Raw genomic sequence first — 15662 nt, forward strand, 5'->3', positions numbered from 1 at the left:
CGCTCAGGCTGCCCCGTCCGTCGCCTGGCCCTTGGCCATGGCCACCAGGGCCGAGGTATCCAGGATCAGGGCCACCCGGCCGTCCCCCATGATGGTGGCGCCGGACACGCCCTGCACCTTGCGGTAGTTCTGTTCCAGGCTCTTGATCACCACCTGGTGCTGGCCCACCAGTCCGTCCACGAAGAGGGCGGCCTTGGCCCCGTCCGCATTGAGCACCACCATGATCCCTTGGTGGAACTCCCGCACCTTGGGCTCGGCGGCGAAGACCTCGTGCAGCACCACCACGGGCAGGTATTCGCCCCGCACCTGGATCACCCGGCCCTGGTTGGAAACCGTCTTGATGTCGCTGGGCTTCGGCTGCAGGGACTCGACCACATAGGACAGGGGAATAATATAGATTTCTTCCCCGACGGCCACGCTCATGCCGTCCAGGATGGCCAGGGTCAGGGGCAGGCGCACCGTCATGCGGGTGCCGATGCCGGTCATGGATTCGATTTCGATGCGGCCGCCCAGGGCCTGGATGTTCCGCCGCACCACGTCCATGCCCACGCCCCGACCGGAAACGTCGGTCACCTGGTCGGCGGTGGAAAAGCCGGGCTCGAAGATGAGGGCCCACACGTCCTGGTCGCTCATCTGGTCGGAGGCCGCCAGGCCCTTCTCCCGGGCCTTGGCGAGAATTTTCTGGCGGTTCAGGCCGGCGCCGTCGTCCCCCACCTCGATGACGATGTTGCCGCCCTGGTGGGCCGCCTTGAGGGTGATGGTGCCGCCCGGCGGCTTGCCGGCGGCGACGCGCTTCTCCGGCGATTCGATGCCGTGGTCCAGGCTGTTGCGGATCAGGTGGGTCAGGGGGTCGGTGATCTTTTCGATGAGGCCCTTGTCCAGCTCCGTGGTCTCGCCGCTCATCTTCAGTTCGACCTGCTTGCCCAGCTTGCCGGAAAGATCCCGCACCACCCGGGGGAAACGGGAAAAGACGAAGGAAATGGGCAGCATGCGGATGGACATCACCGCTTCCTGCAGATCCCGGCTGTTGCGTTCCAGCTGGGTCAGGCCGTTGAGCAGACGCTCGGGCGCCGCCTCCTGCATTTCCTGGGCCGTGGCCAGGAGCATGGCCTGGGTGATGACCAGTTCCCCCACCAGATTGATGAGCTGGTCCACCTTTTCCACCCCGACCCGGATGGAACTGTCGCCCGCGGCCACCGGCGGCGCCTTCGGACGGCTTTCGACGCGGGCTTCGGCTGCCGGCGCCACTAGCGCCGGCGCCGCGGCGGCAACGCTTGCCGGAACCACCGCAGGAGCGGTCTGGGGCGACGCCAGCGGAGCGGGCGCAGGCTCGCTTACCGGCGGCATGGTGCCGGCCTGGGGAAGCGGCACAAAGAAACCGTAGCCCTCCCCGTCCTCCAGCACAGGAGACTCGGCCACCCCGGCAGCCGCACCGGCATTGGCCGGCAGAGGCTCGAAGAAGCCGTAACCATCCCCTTCTTCAGCCACCGCTGCCGGAGCGGCAGCAGGATCGGGCAGGGGAGCGAAAAAGCCGTAGCCCTCACCTTCCTCGGCCACGGCCGGGATGGGGGCAAGGGCATCCTCTGCCGCCACTGGCTCGGGCAAGGGATCAAAGAAACCGTAGCCATCCCCCTCTTCCGCCATCGCGGCAGGCGCGGCGGGGGCCAGGCCGGGAGCGTCGTCGAAGAAGCCGTAGGCGGCCTCGTCCTGGGGCGCTCCGGGGGCATCGTCGAAGAGGCCGAAAGCCTCGTCGGCCGCTGCCGCCGGGGCTGCCAGGGGCGACAGGCGCCAGGCATCGGTCTCGGCGATGAAATCGAGGGATTCGGCCAGGGCTTCCCGCGCCACCTGGCCGTAAAGGCGCAGCTGCCACAGGGAGGGAACGGGGCCGCTGGAACGGCTGAGCACTTCCAGGCGCCCCTGGCGCCCCAGGTCCTCGAGGAAATTTTCCAGGGTTTCCGGCACCGCCAGGGAAGCGGGCGTCGGCACGAACTCGATTTCCCAGCCGCCATCAACGCCGCTATCCGCCGGGGCCACAACGGCTTCCGGCATGACGACGGCGACCGGCTCGGCCCCTTCGTCCCGGGACAGCTGGCGCAGTTTCTCGCAGATGGCCTCCTGGGCCTCGGCGCTGACCGCCTCGCCGCCCTGATGAGCGGCGAGCAGCAGCTTGAGCAGATCGCCGGCCTCGAGGAAGGCATCCACCATTTCCGGGCGCAGGCCGATCTCGTGCTTGCGCAGTCGGTCGAGCAGGGTTTCCAGGACGTGGGTGACGGCGGTCAGGTCGGTGAAGCCGAAGGTGCCGGAGGAACCCTTGATGGAGTGGGCCGCCCGGAAAATGGCGTTGAGGTCCTCATCCTCCGGGGCGCCCACGTCCAGCCCGAGCAGCAGGGATTCCATTTCCGCCAGGTGCTCCGCCGACTCCTCGAAGAACACCTGGTAGAACTGGCTCATGTCGATGGCCATGTTCGCCTCTCTGACCGACGCAGGGACTGAAGGGGACCGGGGCCGCGGCTCAGCCGATCACCTTCTTCACCACTTCCACCAGTTTCTGGGGATCGAAGGGCTTGACCAGCCAGCCGGTGGCGCCGGCAGCGCGACCCTGGGTCTTCATGGCGTCGGAGGACTCGGTGGTCAGCATCAGGATGGGCGTGGCCTTGTACTGGGGCAGACCGCGCAGGGTGCGAATCAGGGTCAGGCCGTCCATGCGCGGCATGTTCTGGTCGGTCAGCACCAGGTTGATGGCGCGGGCCTTGGCCTTTTCCAGGCCGTCCATGCCATCCACGGCTTCGACCACGTCGTAACCGGCACTCTTCAGGGTAAAGCTCACCATCTGGCGGATGGAGGCGGAATCATCGACGGCAAGAATGGTTTTGGGCATGGGAGACTCCGATTTTCAGAAGAGTTCGATTTCGCCGGTGTTGAAGCCTTCCTGGCTCACCGGATTATTGGAAGTGCGCTGGCGCAGGCCGTCCACCTGGGTGCGGGCCTGGAGCAGCGACTGCCGCAGGCTGTCGGCCTGGGCCGCGGACATCTCGCCCTGGCCGCACTGGGCCGCAGCCGCCAGGGCCCGGACCTCGCCCAGCACCGCCTGGACCGATTCGAGGCGGCCATTCACGTGGGACAGCAGCTGGGTCACCATGTCCTGGAACTGCAGGGAAACCACCGCCTGATTGACGCTCTGCTCCATGCTCTCGGAGATGTGGTTGAGCTCGTCGATGGTCTCGCCGGTACGGTGGTTGAGGGCCTCGATGTTCTGCATGGCCACCTCCACCCCCTGCTTGGACTTGAGGGCGAAGGTCATGTCCTGGGCCGCCATCTTGTTGATGGCCTGCTCGGTCATTTCGATGGATTGCTGCATGGTCACCAGCTGGCCGCGGATCTGCTGGCTGAAGTGGCTTGTGCGGCCGGAGAGGTCGCGCACCTCGTCCGCCACCACGGCGAAGCCGCGGCCCGCCTCGCCGGCCCGGGCCGCCTCGATGGCGGCATTGAGGGCCAACAGGTTGGTCTGTTTGGAGATGCCTTCGATCTCGCCCAGCATGCCGGTGATGCGCTTCATCTGTTCCGACATCTTGTCGGTCATTTCCACCAGCTCCATGGCCAGCTTGGAGTTGGCCACCACGCTGTCTACGAAGGCGTGCAGGGTTTCCGAGGTGTGCTGGGCGAAGCCGGCAAAATCGGCGGCGCCGTCCTCGCCGCGCTGGCTGCTGATGATGCCCGTGCCCAGCTCCTGCTGGCGCCGGGCCTGCTGGCTCATTGCGGTGAAACTCTGGATCAGGGTGCCGATGGCTTCCGAGAAAATCTGCTGGGTCCGCGTCACGTCGGCCCGGGCTTCCTCGAACTGGCTGTGGAATTCGTCGCTGGCCCGCTGCATCACCTCGCCGGTCTCGGCCAACAGGCGCACGCCTTCGCCACCGGCCACGTCACCGCCGGACGACTCCTTGCCGTCGGCGGAGGAATCGCGCAGCAACAGGGAAAACAGCAGCCAGCCGACGACGATGGCGCCGATGCCGACGGAAAAGGGGGCGCCGCGCAGGGCAGGGTCGATCGCCGCCATGGTCGCCGCCACGAGCAACGCCCATACCAGTCCGAAGCCAGACAATTTGGCCCATCCGTTCATCGTACCCAGTCTCCCCTTATTAGTTTGCTTGTGCTGGCTGACCGGACATTCTACAGGGGCGGGCGCCCGGATGGCACCTTGGTGCCGGGGGTCAGCGTTTCGGACGCAGGGATGGCGTCGTTGCTCACTTCCACATCAGGCGCGGCGTCCCGCAGGAACGCCTCCTCCGTCTCCTTGTTGAGGACGACGATGCTGATGCGGCGATTGACCGGATTGAGGGGGTCGTTGCGGTCAAACAGCACGGTGGAGGACATGCCCACCACCCGCAGGACCTTGTGGTCGTCCATGCCGCCGCTGACCAGTTCGCGCCGGGAGGAATTGGCCCGGTTGGCGGACAGCTCCCAGTTGGAGAAGCCCCGGGCGCCGGCGGCGAACTGGGCCGCGTCGGTATGGCCGGAGAGGGTGATGCGGTTGGGCACCGCATTCAGCACCTTGCCGATTTCCTTGAGGATTTCCCGGGTATAGGGCTTCAGCTGGTCGCCGGCCAGGTCGAACATGGGCCGGTTCTGCTCATCCACGATCTGGATGCGCAGGCCCTCGCTGGTGATGTCCAGCAGCAGCTGGTTCTTGAACTGCTGGATGGCCGGATTGCTCTGGATGGCATCCTCGATGCGCTTCTTCAGCTCCTTGAGCATGGCCCGTTCGCGCTGCTTGGCTTCTTCGGAGGACTTGGAAACGCTGTGCTTGGCCGCGTCCTCGCCTTTGCGCACCTGGCCGTTCTGCCGGGTCAGGTCGAGGCCACCGCCCTGGATCACCGCCGTGGCGTCGCCGGAACCGGAGCCGCCCTGCATGGAAACCTTGAGGGGATTCTGGAAATACTCGGCGATGCCTTCCAGATCGCCCTTGGCGGTGGAGCCGAGCAGCCACATCAGCAGGAAGAAGGCCATCATGGCCGTGACGAAGTCGGCGTAGGCCAGTTTCCAGGCCCCGCCATGGTGGCCGCCGCCACCCTTCTTGATGCGTTTGATGACTATGGGGCGAGAGGAATCGTCGCTCATCGGCGCTTACCGGGCAAAAGGGTTCAGGACTTACTTGCCCTTGCGAGCCTTGAGTTCTTCTTCAAGTTCGCGGAAGGACGGGCGGACATCGGAGAAGAGAACCTTGCGCCCGAACTCGATGGCCACCTGGGGAGCGTAGCCGGACATGGCGGCCAGCAGCACCACCTTGATGCACTGGTAAATCTTCGAGCCTTCGTGGGCCTTCTGCTCCAGCAGGCTGGAGATGGGCGAGACGAAGCCGTAGGAAAGCAGGATACCGAGGAAGGTGCCCACCAGGGCGCCGCCGATCATCTTGCCGAGCACGGCGGGCGGCTGGCCCACGGAGCCCATCACGTTCACCACCCCCATCACCGCCACCACGATACCGAAGGCGGGAGCGCCGTCGGCCACCTTGGCCATGGCATGGCCCGGCACCTCTTCCTCGTGATGGTGGGTCTCGATTTCCATGTCCATCAGGGCTTCGATTTCCAGGGTATTGAGGTTGCCGCCCACCATCATGCGCAGGTAGTCGGTGATGAAATCGAGGACGTGGTGGTCGCCGGCAATGTCCGGGTACTTGCTGAAGATGGGGCTGGATTCGGGGTTTTCCACGTCGGCTTCGATGGCCATCAGGCCTTCCTTGCGCACCTTGGCGAGGATTTCGAAGAGCATGGCCAGCAGGTCGATGTAGAGGGCCTTGGTGTACTTGGAGCCCTTGAAGATGGAAGGCAGGGCGCCGACCGTCTTCTTGATGACCTTCATGCTGTTGCTGGCGACGAAGGCGCCCACCACCAGACCGACGATGGCGGCATATTCGGCGGGCACCCACAGGGCAGCCAGGCTGCCGTGGATGGCGTAGGTGCCAACCGAGGCCAGCAGGATGACTACATAACCAATGATGAGAAACATGCTTCCCCCCACTGCCCTTCCGGCAGCGCCTGCTGTATTAATTCGGTGTATGCCATTCTAGCAACAACCCTTACGGCTGAGCAAAATAGCATCGGGCCGGACAAAAGCCCCAGAAAAACTCCGCCAGCCGGCGGATTCTGGCCCCCGGAGGCGATCCATTTTGCCATTCATTATGGTGTCCCAAGGGCCCGGGGGCGAGGACAAATGTCTCTTATTTGGGCCCGGAAACTGTTTTAAACTGGCAAACATGCGCCACGCACACTCCTCCTCCCGCGATGAACTACTGTAGCCACTGCGGCGCTCCGGTGCACCTGCGCATCCCGCCGGGAGACAGCCTGCCCCGCCACGTCTGTGACGCCTGCGGCACCATCCATTACCTCAATCCCAAGCTGGTGATCGGCTGTATTGCCGAATGGGAGGAGCGCATCCTCCTCTGCCGCCGCGCCATCGAACCGCGCCACGGCTACTGGACCCTGCCGGCCGGCTTCATGGAAAACGAGGAGACCACCGGCCAGGCCGCGGCCCGGGAAACCCTGGAGGAAGCCTGCGCCCGGGTGGAAATCGGCAGCCTTTTCGCCGTGGTGAACGTGCCCCACATCAACCAGGTCCATCTCTTCTACCTGGGCAAGCTGGTGGACGGCCGCCACAGCCCGGGGGAGGAAAGCCTGGAAACGGCCCTGCTGCAGGAAAGCGACATCCCCTGGCACGACCTGGCCTTCCGCAGCGTGCGCTTCGCCCTGGAACGCTATTACGCCGACAAACGGGAAGGCCACTTCCGCCTGCACAGCCTGGACCTGCCCCCGCCGCCGGCGGACTACCTCTAGGGCCGGCCCGCCCCCTACTCCTCCAGCTTGAATTCGATCGGCAGCACCAGCCGCAGCTCCCGGCCGCGCAGGGCTTCCGGCAGCGGCGTCGCGGCCAGGGCCCGGTTGAGCATTTCCAGCCCCTGGTCGTCGAGCAGGCCGTAGCCGCTGGAACGCTGCAACTGCACCGTGCCGGCCAGGCCGGCGGGACCGCCCACCAGCACCACCACCTCCACCGTCCCCTCCCAGCCCCGCTCCCGGGCCAGCCGCGGATAACGCTTGAAGCGCCGCGCCTCCAGGGCCAGGGCCAGGCGGTACTGGCGCAGGGCATCGCCGCTGGCGCCTTCCCGGGCCGGCGCTGCCGCGCCCCGCTCGCCGCCACCGGCCGCCGGACTGGCCGCCGCGCCGGCATGGCCCTCCCCTTCCCCCCGCCGCTCCGGCGCCGCCTCGGCCGACGCCGGCGGACGGGCGGCAGCGGCCGCCACCTGGGCGGTGGCGCCGGGAACGGCCAAGATGGGGGCCGGCCGCTCAGGCAGGCGGGACGGCGATTCTGGCGGCACCTGCCGGGAAAGCGGCGCCAACTGGGCTTCCCGGGGCAGGGCCTCGGCAGCTGGCCGGCCGCCGCGCAGATCCACCCGCATGCCGCCAGCCGCCGCGCTGGGCGTGGGCGTCAGGCTCCAGCGCCCCCAGGCCAGGAGCACGGCATGGGCCAGCAGGGAAACCACCAGGGCGGCTTTGAGGGTGGAAGATGGGGCAGCCATGGAACGATCGGGCAAACAAATGGATGGAAGACAGGGCCGCAGCCGCGGCAGTGGCGGCAGCGGGGGAAAATCGGAGCCGCCGCTGCCATACAGGCGCAAGGATACCCGAAAGCCTCCCCTTCCCCAGCCGCCACCCGGCAGCCGGGCCATGCCCTAGGAAAAGCCGGCGGCCTTTGTTACTCTGGCGCAAACCGATGATTTTTATGGACTCCCATGAACGATCCGGTATGCCTGCCGCCCCCGCACTGCCTCCCGGCCCCCCACCTGCTGGCCGAGTACGCCTGTGCGCCCCTGATCCTGGCCCTGGACCAGAACGGAGTGCCCCAGCGCTGGATCTCCTGGCAGGAGGCCTGCTTCTACTACGCCCGGGAAATGGTGGCCTGGGATGCGGGCGACAACGCCTTCACCCTGCGCGGCGGCATTTCCCGCCTCACCGGCCAGCGCTCCGCCATCACCGCCAACAGCATCATCGCCCTGCGCGGCCACAGCCACGGCCAAGGCTACAACCGCCACGTGCCGCCCCTCTCCAACCGGGAACTGTTCCACCGGGACCGCCACCTGTGCGCCTACTGCGGCCGGGAATTTTCCAGCCAGCGCCTGACCCGGGACCACGTCATCCCCATTTCCAAGGGCGGCAGCGACACCTGGACCAACGTGGTGGCCGCCTGCATGCCCTGCAACCAGAAGAAGGGCGCCCGCCTGCTGGAAAAGGCCGGCATGGAACTGCTCTACCTGCCCTACGTGCCCAACCGGGCCGAATTCCTGATTCTCTCCAACCGCCAGATCCTGGCCGACCAGATGGACTTCCTGGCCCGCCACGTGCCGGCCAAGAGCCGGGTCATCTGAAGCCGCCCCGCGGCACCGGGAACGGCCCGGCCCCGGCTGTGGCAAAATCGGCCCATCGGCTTTCATCGACGCGGAATTCCCCATGCCCCAAGGCCCCCTGGCCCATCTGACCCTGCTCGACTGGAGCGCCCTGAGCTGGTTCCTCTTCTGCTGGATCGGCTACGTCTTCTTCGCCGAACGGGGGCCCCACGCCCGGGAAAACCTGGTGGGCCAGGGCCACGCCTACCGTCTGCAATGGGCGCGGCGCCTGCTGGAGCGGGAAGTGCGCATCACCGACGCCTCCCTCATCGGCAACCTGATGAACAGCGTCTCCTTCTACGCCAACACCACCATCTACATCATCGCCGGCCTCTTCGCCGTGCTCGGCACCCTGGACAAGGTGGTCTCCGTCACCGCCGACTTCCCCTTCGCCCGGGAAGTCACCCGGGACCTGCTGGAACTGAAACTGCTGCTGCTCTTCGGCGTCTTCGTCGTCGCCTATTTCAAGTTCACCTGGTCCCTGCGCCAGTTCAACCTGCTCTCCATCCTGGTGGGCGCCGCCCCCACCGGCAGCTGCGACACCGATCCGGAACTGGAAGCCAGCGCCCGGCGCATGGCGGCGGTGAACAGCTACGCCGGGGACGACTTCAACCGGGGCATCCGGGCCTACTACTTCGGCCTCGCCGCCCTCACCTGGCTGGTGGGTCCGGGCCTGTTCCTGGTGGTCACCAGCATCATCGTGGCGGTGCTCTACCGCCGCGACTACCATTCCGAGACCCTGCTGGCGATGCGCCCGCCCGGCGGCGGCACCTGAGAAACAAAGGGCTCAGGCGCTCAGCTTGAGCCCGGCCACCCCGGCCAGAATCAGGCCGATGCTGCACAGACGCAGGGGACTGGCCGATTCCCCCAGCAGGAAAATCCCCACCAGGGCGGTGCCGGCGATGCCGATGGCCGTCCACACCGCATAGGCCAAGCCCAGGGGCAGCTGTTTCAGGGCCAGGGCCAGCAGGCCCACGCTCGCCGCCATGGCCGCCAGGGTGGCGGACCACATCAGTGCCGGACGGGAGGAGGCGGCCGCCGACTTGAGACCCAGGGCCCAGCCGATCTCCAGCAGACCGGCGAGCAGCAGCACAGCCCAGGCCAGCAGGGGCGAGAGGGAAAAGACAGTAGCGGGGGAAAACATGGGCGACCTCCGTGGCAACGGGGCCGTCCCCAAGGTACGGACGCTGGCGGGGTCGTCCCCGCAGCGGGCGGCAGGCGCCGCCGGAAGAAGCAGAAAAGGAGTGGCGGTGAGGGTGGGATTCGAACCCACGTGCCAGGTTTCCCTGACCATCTGATTTCGAGTCAGCGCCGTTATGGCCACTTCGGTACCTCACCGGGGAGGCGGATTTTAGCACGATTCGCCGCCCCGGGCGCTGACCTGGGCCCCTTTGTCGGGCTGGGCGTCCATGGCACAATCCGGGAACTTTTTTCCCGGACAACCCCGGAAAGGCGAGGATGCGTCCACAGGTATTCCGCTGGCTGCTGGTTGCCCTGCTTGCCCTGGTCCTGGTCTACGCCTGTGCCGACAGGAAGGTGGCCTCCTGGCGGGAAAGCAACGAGCTGGTGGTTCTCACCAGCCCCGGCCCCCTGACCTACACCCCCGGCGCCCAGGACAACGGCGGCGAAGCCGGGGCCGGCTTCGAGTACGACCTGGTCAGCCTCTTCGCCGAGGAGGCCGGGCTCAAGCTGAAGCTGGTTTCCGTCGGCAATTACCGGGAAGTGGCCCAGGCCCTGAAGCGGGGCGCCGGCCACATGGCCGCCGCCTGGCTGGTCTGGCACCCGGGCGTGGCCAACAGCGAATTCCAGGCCACCACCCCCTTCTTCCAGAGCAGCCACCTGCTGGTGCAGCACGAGGCCTCCCTGCCCATCACCAGCACCGAACAGCTGGCCGGACGCACCGTGCACGTGGTGGCCCGCAGCCGCCACGCCGACCTGCTGGCCGGGCTGCCGGCCCTCAATCCGCCGGTGACGGTGCAGGAACATCCGGAATGGAGCGACCTGGACCTGCTGCAGGCGGTGGCCGAGCAGCGCATCGAGCTGGCCCTCACCGACGGCCCCATCCTCGACATCGCCCAGAACTACTATCCCCAGCTCAGCGCCACCCTGCAGATCGGCGAGCCCCAGCCCATCGCCTGGCTCTTCCCCGGGGACGCGGACCCGGAGCTGGTGGCCAAGGCCGAAGCCTTCCTCGGCCGGGTGCACAAGGACGGCACCCTGGTGCGCCTGAAAGACCGCTATTTCGGCCACGTGCGCCGCCTGAAGCAGTTCGACGTGGTGCAGTTCCTCGAGCGCACCCGCAGCCTCCTGCCCGATTTCCGCACCCAGTTCGAATCGGCCCAGGCCCGCACCGGCATCGACTGGCGCCTCATCGCCGCCCTCGCCTACCAGGAATCCCAGTGGGACCCCATGGCCACCAGCCCCACCGGGGTGCGGGGCATGATGATGCTGACCGAGGAAACGGCGGACCGCCTCGGCGTTTCCAACCGGCTCGACCCGAAACAGAGCATCAGCGCCGGCGCCCGCTACCTGGCGGACATCCGGGACCAGCTGCCGGAAACGGTGAAGGAGCCGGACCGCACCTGGATGGCCCTGGCCGCCTACAACCTGGGCCTGGGCCACATGAAGGGCGGCCTGGCCATCGCCCCCAGCACCGAGGCGGACCCGGATTCCTGGTTCGAGATGAAGCGGGTGCTGCCCCTGCTCTCCCGCCCCGAGTATTACCGGCGCTTGAAGAGCGGCCGCGCCCGGGGTGGCGAGGCGGTGATCATGGTGGAGAACATCCGCATCTTCTACGACATCCTCACCCGCCACGAGCCGCCCTACATTCCGCCCAAGCCGGTCATGGAAAAGAAGGAGAAAAAGGGCGACAAGAAGAGCAAGAAGCGACACTGAGGCGCAGCCGGGCAGGCAAGGCGCCAGGGTCGAACGGGGCATGGCGCAGAGGCAGGCAGCAAGCCATTCTCCAGGCAGGCCATGCCGGAAGGTCCGTCCCGTCTGCCTTGCAGCCGGGGCAAAGAAAAAGGCCGGGATATTCCCGGCCTTTGTTTTGGCGAAGAGCGACGCGGCTTAAGCGGCGACGATCTTCTCCAGGCCGCCCATGTAGGGACGCAGCACGGTCGGCACGGTGACGGAGCCATCGGCGTTCTGAAAGTTTTCCAGGATGGCCACCAGGGTGCGGCCCACGGCCAGGCCGGAACCGTTGAGGGTATGCACCAGCTCCGGCTTGTTCTTCTCGTTGCGGAAACGGGCCTGCAGGCGGCGGGCCTGGAAGGACTCGAAATTGGAGCAGGAGGAGATTTCCCGGTAGGTGTTCTGGGCCGGCAGCCACACTTCCAGATCGTAGGTCTTGGCGGCGGAGAAGCCCATGTCGCCGGTGCACAGGGTGACGCGACGGTAGGGCAGTTCCAGCTTTTCCAGGATCGTTTCGGCGTGGCGGGTCAGCTCTTCATGGGCCTCGGCGGACTTCTCGGGGGCCACGATCTGCACCAGCTCCACCTTGTCGAACTGGTGCTGGCGAATCATGCCCCGGGTGTCGCGGCCGTAGGAGCCGGCTTCGGAACGGAAGCAGGGGGTGTGGCAGACCAGCTTCAGGGGCAGGGCCTCGGCGGCGAGGATTTCGTCGCGCACGATGTTGGTCACCGGCACTTCGGCGGTGGGGATCAGGTACAGGGGCTCGGCATCGGCCCGGGCGATCTTGAACAGGTCTTCCTCGAACTTGGGCAGCTGGCCGGTGCCGAAGAGGCTGGCGGCATTCACCAGGTAGGGGGTGTAGACCTCGGTGTAGCCGTGCTCGCCGGTGTGGGTGTCGAGCATGAACTGGGCGAGGGCCCGGTGCAGGCGGGCCAGTTGGCCCTTCATGACGGAGAAGCGGGCGCCGGAAATCTTGGCGGCCACGGCGAAATCCAGCTGACCGAGGGATTCACCCACGTCGGTGTGGTCCTTGACCTCGAAGTCGAAGGTCCGGGGCGTGCCCCAGCGCTTCACTTCCACGTTGTCGCTCTCGTCCTTTCCCACCGGCACGGTTTCATTGGGCAGATTGGGAATGGCAGCGACGATGGCGTTGAACTCGCCCAGCAGTTCGGCCAGACGGGCCTCGGCCTGCTCCAGCTCGGTCTTCATGGCGGCCACCTGGGCCATCACCTCGGAAGCTTCCTCGCCCTTGCCCTTCAACATGCCGATCTGCTTGGAGAGGGAATTGCGGCTGGCCTGCAGCTCCTGAGTGCGGGTCTGCAGGGTCTTGCGCTCGGCCTCCAGGGCGGAGAACTGGGTGAAGTCGATGGCCTTGCCGCGGGTCGCCAGGCGGGCAGCCACGGCGTCGAGGTCGTTGCGGAGCAGTTGAATGTCGAGCATGGAATCAAAACCTTTTTGCCACAGAGGGCACAGAGATCACAGAGAAAATCGTTTCACGCCGTCGGCAAGCCTGGGCTCGCCAAAGTTGATAAGTAAACCACGTTTCAAACCAGTTGCCTTCAGGTAGGACAAGACCTGGGCCGATACAGCTTCGGGCAGCGCCCGTTGGGACTTCAGCTCCACCACCACCTGCCGGGCAAAGGGAATATCCCGCAGGGACATTTCATGGCAGAGGGCCTCCTCATAGACGCTTTCCAGCAGCCCCGGCCCGAGCAGACGTGCACCTCGATGGCGGCGCCGATAATCTGCTGGATCAGTTGGTCCGCCATGACACTCGGTGTCCTCTGCGCCCTCTGTGGCTAGCCTTTTTTGCCTTTGCGGGCGGCCTGGGCGTCCAGGTCCCGCAGGTGGGCGAGCTTTTCGCCGATCTTGATTTCCAGGCCCCGCTCCACCGGCTGATACCAGGTGGCGGGCGCCATGCCGTCGGGGAAATAGTTCTCACCGGCGGCGTAGCCTTCGGCCTCGTCGTGGGCGTAGCGGTAATCCTTGCCGTAGCCCAGATCCTTCATCAGCTTGGTGGGGGCGTTGCGCAGATGCTCGGGCACCGGGCGGGAGCCATCCTTGGCGACGAAGGCGCGTGCCGCATTATACGCGTTGTAGGCAGCATTCGATTTGGCGGCGCAGGCCAGGTAGATCACCGCCTGGGCCAGGGCCAGCTCCCCTTCCGGCGAGCCCAGGCGCTCGTAGGTCTGGGCCGCGTTCATGGCGATCTCGCTGCCCCGGGGGTCGGCCAGGCCGATGTCTTCCCAGGCCATGCGCACGATGCGCCGGGCCAGGTAACGGGGGTCGGCGCCGCCATCCAGCATGCGGCAGAACCAGTAGAGGGCGCCATCCGGGTTGGAGCCCCGCACCGACTTGTGCAGGGCCGAAATTTGGTCGTAGAAGGCATCGCCGCCCTTGTCGAAGCGCCGCAGGCTCTGGGCCATGGTGGCTTCGATGAAAGCCCCGTCTACCTTGGCCAGCTTGGCGGTGCGGGCCGCCGTACGCACCTGCTCCAGCAGGTTGAGGAAGCGCCGGGCATCACCGTCCGCCAGGCCGATCAGGCGGGTGCGGGCCTCGTCATCGAAATCCAGCTCCGCCAGGGCCTTGTCACGGGCCCGGTCGAACAACTGACCCATCTCGGCCTCGTCCAGGGACTTCAGTACATAGACCGAAGCCCGGGAAAGCAGGGCCGAATTGACCTCGAAGGAAGGGTTCTCGGTGGTGGCGCCAATAAAGGTGAACAGGCCGCTTTCGACAAAGGGCAGAAAGCCGTCCTGCTGGGCCTTGTTGAAACGGTGGATTTCATCGACGAAGAGGATGGTGCGCTTGCCCTGGGCCTTCCACATCTCGGCCTGGGCCACCGCCTCCCGCACCTCCTTGATGCCGGAGAAGACGGCGGAAAGGGCAATGAACTCGCAGTGAAACTGGGTCGCCATCATGCGCGCCAGGGTGGTCTTGCCCACCCCGGGCGGCCCCCACAGGATCATGGAATGGGGCTGGCCCGACTCGAAGGCCAGACGCAGGGGCTTGCCCGGCCCCAGCAGATGCTGCTGGCCGATCACCTCATCGGGCGAGCGGGGCCGCAACTGCTCCGCCAGGGGAGCCCCGGCATCCACCGTTCCTTGGGAAAAAAGATCGCTCACTCAGAATCCATTGGCAGCAGGACTGCCCGTGCAAAAGCCGCAGTTTACCTCAAGGGCCCTGACACCCCTCACGCCCGGTCCAGGGGAGAAGCCACGCCCCGCCCACCCCGGTTGAGCACATGGGTATAAATCATGGTGGTCAAAACATCCGCATGGCCCAGCAGTTCCTGCACTGTGCGAATGTCGTAGCCCGCATCCAGCAAATGGGTGGCAAAGGAATGCCTCAAGGTATGCACCGACACAGGCTTGGCCAAACCCGCCCGACGCGCCGCCTCCTTCATGGCACGTTGCAGGGCCTTTTCGTGGGCATGGTGCCGCCGCTCGATGCCCGAGCGCGGGTCCACCGACAACCCGGCAGCCGGAAACACCCAGAACCAGGGCCAGGTAGCCCCTGCCTGTGGGTACTTGCGCTCCAGCGCATGGGGCAGATAGACCCCAGGCAAGCCACGCTCCTGATCATACTCAAACAGCACCCTGGCTCTGGCGAGTTGTTCCCGCAAAGGGCCTTCCAGGGTGCGGGGCAGCATGGTGACCCGATCCTTGGCCCCCTTGCCCTCGCGGACCAGGATTTCTCCGCGGCCGAAATCCACGTCCTTCACTCGCAGTCGCAGGCACTCCATCAGCCGCATTCCCGTCCCGTAGAGCAGCCGGGCCATCAACGCCTGCCCGGCAGGCATGACGTCCAGCAGCCGCTTCACTTCATCCCGATTCAAAACCGTCGGCAAACGAGCCGGCTTCTTGGGCCGGACCAGGTCGGTCAGCCATGGCAGATCCAGTTCCAACACCTGCCGATAGAGGAAAAGCAAGGCGGACAAGGCCTGTTGCTGGGTCGCAGCGGCGATATCCTCTTCCACCGCCAGATGGGAAAGAAAGGCCGTCACCTCGCGAGCCCCCATCTCCCGCGGATGACGCATGCCATTGAAGCGGATGTAGCGGACCACCCAATGGACATAGGCCTCTTCGGTCCGTATGCTGTAATGACGTATGCGTACGGCGGCCCGCACCTGGTCAACCAAACGGGGCCCCGGTACAACCACCTTGTCAGGAATGTCCGGTTTCATGGCAACAAAATACTGTATGGATAAACAGTTATATATCCAAATCCATTGCCACACAAGGGAAACCGCTGTCCGGTTTCCCAGCTTATTGGACACGTCCCCGTTTTATTGGACGTTTTTGTCGTCTACTACTAG

Annotated in this window: 15 protein-coding genes and 1 tRNA gene; 4 read left to right on the forward strand and 12 right to left on the reverse strand. The window is 66.0% G+C overall.

What is annotated here, in order from left to right; translation table 11 throughout:
• Positions 1-3: 3 nt before the first annotated feature.
• From EV678_RS14100 to motA, 5 genes are all read right to left on the reverse strand, one after another.
• Positions 4-2463: a chemotaxis protein CheW gene (locus EV678_RS14100; protein WP_130459977.1), complete on the reverse strand. Its 2460-nt coding sequence runs from the start codon at positions 2461-2463 to the stop codon at positions 4-6.
• A 49-nt stretch (positions 2464-2512) separates the two neighbouring features.
• A complete protein-coding gene (locus tag EV678_RS14105) occupies positions 2513-2878 on the reverse strand; it encodes a response regulator (RefSeq protein ID WP_014236791.1) in 366 nt (121 codons plus the stop codon).
• A 15-nt stretch (positions 2879-2893) separates the two neighbouring features.
• A complete protein-coding gene (locus EV678_RS14110) occupies positions 2894-4054 on the reverse strand; it encodes a methyl-accepting chemotaxis protein (RefSeq protein WP_235832477.1) in 1161 nt (386 codons plus the stop codon).
• Positions 4055-4167: 113 nt separating this feature from the next.
• Positions 4168-5115, reverse strand: coding sequence for a flagellar motor protein MotB (gene motB / locus EV678_RS14115; protein ID WP_014236789.1), 948 nt, complete (start codon positions 5113-5115; stop codon positions 4168-4170).
• A 30-nt stretch (positions 5116-5145) separates the two neighbouring features.
• Complete coding sequence (gene motA, locus EV678_RS14120) at positions 5146-6003, reverse strand: flagellar motor stator protein MotA (protein ID WP_014236788.1); 858 nt, start codon at positions 6001-6003, stop codon at positions 5146-5148.
• Between the two features lie 275 nt (positions 6004-6278).
• Between motA and EV678_RS14125 the strand changes: the two genes are divergently transcribed.
• Positions 6279-6827, forward strand: a complete 549-nt coding sequence (locus EV678_RS14125; protein ID WP_130459979.1) for an NUDIX hydrolase — start codon at positions 6279-6281, stop codon at positions 6825-6827.
• Positions 6828-6841: 14 nt separating this feature from the next.
• Here the strand turns inward: EV678_RS14125 and EV678_RS14130 are convergent, their stop codons facing one another.
• On the reverse strand, positions 6842-7567 hold the full coding sequence (locus tag EV678_RS14130; RefSeq protein ID WP_165397536.1) for an energy transducer TonB: 726 nt from the start codon (positions 7565-7567) through the stop codon (positions 6842-6844).
• A 213-nt stretch (positions 7568-7780) separates the two neighbouring features.
• Here EV678_RS14130 and EV678_RS14135 point away from each other — a divergent pair, with 213 nt between their 5' ends.
• Together EV678_RS14135 and EV678_RS14140 are read left to right on the forward strand one after the other, a co-directional pair.
• Positions 7781-8413, forward strand: coding sequence for an HNH endonuclease (locus EV678_RS14135; RefSeq protein ID WP_205231526.1), 633 nt, complete (start codon positions 7781-7783; stop codon positions 8411-8413).
• 82 nt (positions 8414-8495) lie between these two features.
• On the forward strand, positions 8496-9206 hold the full coding sequence (locus EV678_RS14140; RefSeq protein WP_130459981.1) for a DUF599 domain-containing protein: 711 nt from the start codon (positions 8496-8498) through the stop codon (positions 9204-9206).
• A 12-nt stretch (positions 9207-9218) separates the two neighbouring features.
• Here the strand turns inward: EV678_RS14140 and EV678_RS14145 are convergent, their stop codons facing one another.
• Positions 9219-9575 carry a DMT family transporter gene (locus EV678_RS14145; RefSeq protein ID WP_014236783.1) on the reverse strand — a complete coding sequence of 119 codons (357 nt, stop codon included), beginning with the start codon at positions 9573-9575 and terminating at the stop codon, positions 9219-9221.
• A gap of 101 nt (positions 9576-9676) precedes the next feature.
• A tRNA-Ser gene (locus EV678_RS14150) sits at positions 9677-9769 on the reverse strand.
• A 120-nt stretch (positions 9770-9889) separates the two neighbouring features.
• On the opposite strand from EV678_RS14150, the gene mltF reads away from it, so the two are divergent.
• Positions 9890-11326, forward strand: coding sequence for a membrane-bound lytic murein transglycosylase MltF (mltF, locus tag EV678_RS14155; protein WP_130459982.1), 1437 nt, complete (start codon positions 9890-9892; stop codon positions 11324-11326).
• A gap of 174 nt (positions 11327-11500) precedes the next feature.
• Here the strand turns inward: mltF and serS are convergent, their stop codons facing one another.
• From serS to EV678_RS14175, 4 genes are all read right to left on the reverse strand, one after another.
• Entirely contained in the window at positions 11501-12784 is a 1284-nt protein-coding gene (serS, locus tag EV678_RS14160) for a serine--tRNA ligase (protein ID WP_130459983.1), read from the reverse strand.
• A 36-nt stretch (positions 12785-12820) separates the two neighbouring features.
• Positions 12821-13006 carry a GxxExxY protein gene (locus EV678_RS16195; protein WP_207222274.1) on the reverse strand — a complete coding sequence of 62 codons (186 nt, stop codon included), beginning with the start codon at positions 13004-13006 and terminating at the stop codon, positions 12821-12823.
• 137 nt (positions 13007-13143) lie between these two features.
• Entirely contained in the window at positions 13144-14469 is a 1326-nt protein-coding gene (locus EV678_RS14170; protein WP_207222275.1) for a replication-associated recombination protein A, read from the reverse strand.
• 68 nt (positions 14470-14537) lie between these two features.
• A complete protein-coding gene (locus EV678_RS14175) occupies positions 14538-15530 on the reverse strand; it encodes an integron integrase (protein ID WP_130459984.1) in 993 nt (330 codons plus the stop codon).
• Positions 15531-15662 lie beyond the last annotated feature (132 nt).

Source organism: Azospira oryzae, assembly GCF_004217225.1.
GTDB classification, from domain to species: domain Bacteria; phylum Pseudomonadota; class Gammaproteobacteria; order Burkholderiales; family Rhodocyclaceae; genus Azospira; species Azospira oryzae.

What these genes read in the sequence shown, in the direction of transcription:
- serS (WP_130459983.1), bottom strand. Translation starts at nt 12,784, where the DNA reads ATGCTCGACATTCAACTGCTCCGCAACGACCTCGACGCCGTGGCTGCC.
- EV678_RS14100 (WP_130459977.1), bottom strand. Translation starts at nt 2,463, where the DNA reads ATGGCCATCGACATGAGCCAGTTCTACCAGGTGTTCTTCGAGGAGTCG.
- EV678_RS14140 (WP_130459981.1), top strand. Translation starts at nt 8,496, where the DNA reads ATGCCCCAAGGCCCCCTGGCCCATCTGACCCTGCTCGACTGGAGCGCC.
- motB (WP_014236789.1), bottom strand. Translation starts at nt 5,115, where the DNA reads ATGAGCGACGATTCCTCTCGCCCCATAGTCATCAAACGCATCAAGAAG.
- EV678_RS14175 (WP_130459984.1), bottom strand. Translation starts at nt 15,530, where the DNA reads ATGAAACCGGACATTCCTGACAAGGTGGTTGTACCGGGGCCCCGTTTG.
- EV678_RS14130 (WP_165397536.1), bottom strand. Translation starts at nt 7,567, where the DNA reads ATGGCTGCCCCATCTTCCACCCTCAAAGCCGCCCTGGTGGTTTCCCTG.
- motA (WP_014236788.1), bottom strand. Translation starts at nt 6,003, where the DNA reads ATGTTTCTCATCATTGGTTATGTAGTCATCCTGCTGGCCTCGGTTGGC.
- EV678_RS14135 (WP_205231526.1), top strand. Translation starts at nt 7,781, where the DNA reads ATGAACGATCCGGTATGCCTGCCGCCCCCGCACTGCCTCCCGGCCCCC.
- EV678_RS14105 (WP_014236791.1), bottom strand. Translation starts at nt 2,878, where the DNA reads ATGCCCAAAACCATTCTTGCCGTCGATGATTCCGCCTCCATCCGCCAG.
- mltF (WP_130459982.1), top strand. Translation starts at nt 9,890, where the DNA reads ATGCGTCCACAGGTATTCCGCTGGCTGCTGGTTGCCCTGCTTGCCCTG.
- EV678_RS14125 (WP_130459979.1), top strand. Translation starts at nt 6,279, where the DNA reads ATGAACTACTGTAGCCACTGCGGCGCTCCGGTGCACCTGCGCATCCCG.
- EV678_RS16195 (WP_207222274.1), bottom strand. Translation starts at nt 13,006, where the DNA reads ATGTCCCTGCGGGATATTCCCTTTGCCCGGCAGGTGGTGGTGGAGCTG.
- EV678_RS14145 (WP_014236783.1), bottom strand. Translation starts at nt 9,575, where the DNA reads ATGTTTTCCCCCGCTACTGTCTTTTCCCTCTCGCCCCTGCTGGCCTGG.
- EV678_RS14110 (WP_235832477.1), bottom strand. Translation starts at nt 4,054, where the DNA reads ATGGCGGCGATCGACCCTGCCCTGCGCGGCGCCCCCTTTTCCGTCGGC.